Below are 4,915 nucleotides of genomic sequence, written 5' to 3'. Positions count from 1 at the left end.
GGTCAACAGAGCCGCGGTGGCACCGGCGTGACCGAGCGGGGCGCCGAACTGGGGGCCCGGGGCGAGACGCGGTTCGGCCAGCGCCAGACCGAGGCCGGCCAGCGCTCCGGCACAGGGCGCGGCGACCGGCACGAGCGCCCCGGAGATCCGCCCCGACGCGTACCCGGCGGAGACTGCCAGAACCGCGAGCAGCACCCCCTCGGGCCGGCCGTCGTGCATCGCGGCGGTGATCAGCGACCACGCGGCACAGGCCCCGAGCACCGCGACACCCACGGCATCCGAAACGTTTCGTCTCTCACTGTCGGCGTCCGGACCGGCCGCCGACGCCATCCCCGTGGAACCCACCCCGCCGCCCCCTGAACCGAGCCCCCCGACCCGTGACCGACCCCGGCCGCCGGCCTGGACCGACCGCACGACAGGGGCTCCGGCACACCGTAACGGCTGATGACCGATTTGTGGACGAGTTGCGCAGGAACGATGCGGCTCCCGGCCTGTTCAGTGACCCGTGCTGCCATCCGGACCGTGCTGTCGGCCCCAAGGTCAACCGCCGTACACTCCCGGAGTGACCGTCACCGCAACTTCCGTGGACGAGTCGGACCAGCTGGAGCCCCAGGCCGCGCCCGCAGCGCGCCTCGCCCGGCTCGTCCGTCTGGTCCCGGCCGCCGTAGCAGCCCTCTCCGGAGTGCTGCTGTACGTCAGTTTTCCGCCGCGCACGCTGTGGTGGCTGGCGCTGCCCGCCTTCGCCTGTTTCGGGTGGGTGCTGCGAGGCCGCAGCTGGAAGGCGGGCCTCGGCCTCGGCTACCTCTTCGGCCTCGGATTCCTGCTGCCGCTGCTGGTGTGGACCGGCGTCGAGGTCGGCCCCGGACCCTGGCTCGCGCTGGTCGCGGTCGAGGCGATCTTCGTCGCGCTGGTCGGCGCGGGCATCACCGCGGTGTCGAAGCTGCCCGCCTGGCCGCTGTGGGCGGCAACGCTGTGGATCGCCGGCGAGGCGGTACGCGCGCGTGCCCCCTTCCACGGCTTCCCCTGGGGCAAGATCGCGTTCGGCCAGGCGGACGGCGTCTTCCTGCCGCTCGCCGCGGTGGGCGGCACCCCCGTCCTCGGCTTTGCCGTCGTCCTGTGCGGCTTCGGCCTGTACGAGATCGTGCGCCTTGCCCTGGAGACCCGGCGCACCCGTGTCGTACGGCGGTCCGCCGCGGTCGTGGCCCTGCTGAGCGTGGCCGTACCGGTGGTCGGCGCGGTGGCGGCACGGTCCCTGGTGAGCGACAAGGCCGAGGACGGCACCACGACCGTCGCGGTCATCCAGGGCAACGTCCCGCGCGCGGGACTGGAGTTCAACGCCCAACGGCGTGCCGTCCTCGACTACCACGTCAAGGAAACCCTGCGGCTGGCCGCGAAGGTCAAGGCCGGCAAGGTCGCCAAGCCCGACGTGGTCCTGTGGCCGGAGAACTCTTCCGACGTCGATCCCTTCGCCGACGCCCAGGCCTACGCGGACATCGACGAAGCCGCGAAGGCGATCGGCGCACCCATCTCGGTCGGCGGCGTCGTCGAACGGGGCGGCAAGCTCTACAACGAGCAGATCCTCTGGGACCCGGTGAAGGGCCCGACCAGCACCTACGACAAACGGCAGATCCAGCCGTTCGGCGAGTACCTCCCGATGCGCTCGCTCCTCGGGGCGATCAACAAGAACTGGACCAGCATGGTCCGCCAGGACTTCAGCCGGGGCACCAAGCCGGGCGTCTTCACCATGAACGGCGCCAAGATCGGCCTGGTCACCTGCTACGAGGCCGCCTTCGACTGGGCCGTGCGCTCCGAGGTCACCGACGGCGCCCAGCTGATCTCCGTGCCCAGCAACAACGCGACCTTCGACCGCAGCGAGATGACCTACCAACAGCTCGCCATGTCCCGGGTCCGCGCGGTCGAACACAGCCGGACCGTCACGGTCCCGGTGACCAGCGGCGTCAGCGCGATCATCATGCCGGACGGGAAGATCACCCAGAAGACAGGCATGTTCGTGGCCGACTCCCTGGTCCAGAAGGTGCCGCTGCGCTCCTCGGAGACACCGGCCACCAAGCTCGGCATCCTGCCAGAAATGGCCCTGGTCCTCGTCGCCGCGGGCGGCCTCGGCTGGGCGATCGGCGCGGGTGTACGCCGGCGGCGCGCGGGCGACGCGTAGCCGTACGCCCGTCGTATGTCCGCCGCACACACGGCAGTTCGTGGAGTAGCCATGGATCGTCCCGTTAGGGTCTGACCATGGCTACTCCTGATTTCATTCGTACGATCCGGGCCTCCGCGGGGCATCAACTGCTGTGGCTTCCCGGGGTGAGCGCCGTGGTCTTCGACGACGCGGGACGCGTCCTGCTGGGCAAGCGGTCGGACAACCACGAGTGGGCGTTGCCCTCAGGCATCCCCGAGCCCGGTGAGCAGCCCGCGGTGTGCGCGGTGCGCGAGGTGTTCGAGGAGACGGCCGTCGAGTGCGTGGCGGAGCGGGTCGTCATGGTCAAGGCCGAGGGGCCGATCAGCTATCCCAACGGTGACGCCTGCCAGTTCATGGACATCACCATGCAGTGCCGGGCCGTCGGTGGCGAGGCGGCCGTGAACGACGACGAGTCCTTGGAGGTCGGCTGGTTCGAGCTGGATGCGCTGCCCGAACTCAGCGATCGCCAACTGTTCCGGATCAAGCAGACCCTGGCCGACGCACCCACATGGTTCGACACCACGACTTCTGACTGAAGTATGGGCTCGGCCCATATGTGTTGGGGCAACAGCGCTGCCTAGGCTCGACACATGACCGAGCCCAGTCCCCTCCCGGGGCCCCACACCACCACCCCTCTCCTCGACCTCGGTGGCCGTGTCGCACTCGTCACCGGCGCCGCCGGCGGTATCGGCCGTGCCTGCACCCTGCGGCTGGCCGCCGCCGGGGCGAAGGTCAGAGCGGTCGACGTGGACGCCCCGGGACTCGCGGCCCTCGCCGAACAGGCGCGGGACCTGGCGGGCACCGTCGAGCCGCATGTACTCGACCTCACCGACCTGGACGCAGCCGAACATGCCGCCGCCGGCACGGATGTCCTGGTGAACAACGCGGGGCTGCAACTGGTGCGCCCCATCGAGGAGTTCCCGCCCGAGGTCTTCCACACGGTGCTCACCGTGATGCTGGAGGCGCCCTTCCGGCTCATCCGTGGTGCCCTGCCCCATATGTACGCGCAGAGGTGGGGCCGGATCGTCAATGTGTCCTCCGTCCATGGGCTGCGGGCCTCCGCCTTCAAGTCCGCGTATGTGGCTGCCAAACATGGTCTGGAGGGACTCTCCAAGACCGCCGCCCTCGAAGGCGCACCCCATGGCGTCACCTCCAACTGTGTGAACCCCGCCTATGTGCGCACTCCACTGGTCGAGCGGCAGCTCGCCGACCAGGCACGGGCGCACGGCATCCCCGAGGAGCGGGTGCTGACCGAGGTGCTTCTGCAGGACAGCGCGGTGAAACGGCTCATCGAACCGGAGGAGGTCGGCGAGGCCGTCGCCTATCTGTGCGGCCCGCACGCCTCCTTCGTGACCGGCACCTCGCTGGTGCTGGACGGCGGGTGGACCGCGCACTGAACCACCCGGTGGGCAGGCGATTCCGAGTTGTCCACAGGCCTGACCGGCCGGCCCGGCGATGGGGAATCCTGTGAGCATGTCCAGCGATCACGCGCAGTCAGCCGAGCGCTCCGCCACCCTCACCGGTGCCGGAGCGCGACCGAGCAGTGCCGAGACACCGTTCCTGGAGCTGCTGGCCCGGGGCGCCTCCGCCGACGCATACGAGCAGCCGGTGCTGCTCGCCCGCGCCGAGGGAAGACCGGCCGAGCTGATCGCCGGACTCGAACACGCCAAGTCGCTCGCGCTGCGCGTGCGTTCGGAGCTGGAGGGACGCCGACGGCGTGAGGCCGAGCTGTCCGCGCTCTTCGAGACCGCCCACGATCTCGCCGGCCTGCGCGACCTGGACGCCGTACTGCAGGCGATCGTCCAGCGCGCCCGGTCGCTGCTCGGCACCGATGTCGCCTACCTCAGCCTCAACGACCCGGCCAGGGGCGACACCTATATGCGGGTCACCGAGGGTTCGGTCGCGGCCCGCTTCCAGCAACTGCGCCTGGGCATGGGGGAGGGACTCGGCGGACTCGTGGCCCAGACGGCGCGGCCCTATGTCACCGACGACTACTTCAAGGACGACCGTTTTCAGCACACCCTCACCATCGACTCGGGGGTACGGGACGAGGGGCTGGTGGCGATCCTCGGGGTGCCGTTGATGCTCGGGCACCGAGTGATCGGCGTGCTGTTCGCGGCGGACCGGCGGGCGCGGGTCTTCGAGCGGGAGCAGATCGCGCTGCTCGGCTCCTTCGCCGCGCTCGCCGCAGCCGCCATCGACACCGCGAACCTGCTCACCGAGACCCGTTCGGCGCTCGCCGACCTGGAGCGCGCCAACGAGATCATCCAGGACCGAAGCGGAGTCATCGAGCGCGCCTCGGACATCCACGACCGGCTCGCCGAACTCGTGCTGCGCGGCGGAGGAGTCCACGACGTGGCCGCCGCAGTCTCCCAAGTACTCGACGGAGTCGTCGAGTTCACCGAAACCGACGCCACACCCACGAAAGCCCTGGAGACATCCCGTACGGAGGGGCACGCGGTCCGGCACCGGGACGACTGGATCGCCGCCGTCGCCGCCGGAGGCGAGTTGCTCGGCGCCCTCGTGCTGCGCGGCCACCCCGGACTCGATCCCGTCGACCAGCGCACCCTGGAGCGCGCCGCCATGGTCACCTCCCTGCTCCTGCTCGCCCGGCGGTCGGCGGCCGAGGCCGAACAGCGAGTCCGCGGGGAGCTGTTGGACGACCTGCTCGACGGCCGTGACCGCGACCCGCGCCTGCTGCGGGACCGCGCGTCCCGGCTG

General features: G+C 70.6%; 4 protein-coding genes and 1 pseudogene. 4 read left to right on the top strand and 1 reads right to left on the bottom strand.

Annotated features, from left to right (window positions below):
- Window positions 1–330 (bottom strand): annotated as a pseudogene (locus R6V09_RS45915) (O-antigen ligase family protein); the annotation flags it as partial.
- Window positions 331–562: 232 nt separating this feature from the next.
- Here R6V09_RS45915 and lnt point away from each other — a divergent pair.
- From lnt to R6V09_RS45895, 4 genes are all read left to right on the top strand, one after another.
- Window positions 563–2,173 carry an apolipoprotein N-acyltransferase gene (gene lnt, locus R6V09_RS45910; RefSeq protein WP_317887418.1) on the top strand — a complete coding sequence of 537 codons (1,611 nt, stop codon included), beginning with the start codon at window positions 563–565 and terminating at the stop codon, window positions 2,171–2,173.
- Between the two features lie 77 nt (window positions 2,174–2,250).
- Window positions 2,251–2,730: an NUDIX hydrolase gene (locus R6V09_RS45905; RefSeq protein ID WP_317887417.1), complete on the top strand. Its 480-nt coding sequence runs from the start codon at window positions 2,251–2,253 to the stop codon at window positions 2,728–2,730.
- A 54-nt stretch (window positions 2,731–2,784) separates the two neighbouring features.
- Window positions 2,785–3,591, top strand: a complete 807-nt coding sequence (locus R6V09_RS45900) for a 3-hydroxybutyrate dehydrogenase (RefSeq protein WP_317887416.1) — start codon at window positions 2,785–2,787, stop codon at window positions 3,589–3,591.
- Window positions 3,592–3,667: 76 nt separating this feature from the next.
- The coding region (locus R6V09_RS45895) for a GAF domain-containing protein (RefSeq protein ID WP_317887415.1) at window positions 3,668–4,915 on the top strand (1,248 nt) is incomplete at its 3' end.

Source organism: Streptomyces sp. W16 (genome assembly GCF_033194735.1).
Lineage (GTDB): Bacteria > Actinomycetota > Actinomycetes > Streptomycetales > Streptomycetaceae > Streptomyces.
This window is presented reverse-complemented; position numbering and strand designations above follow the sequence as displayed.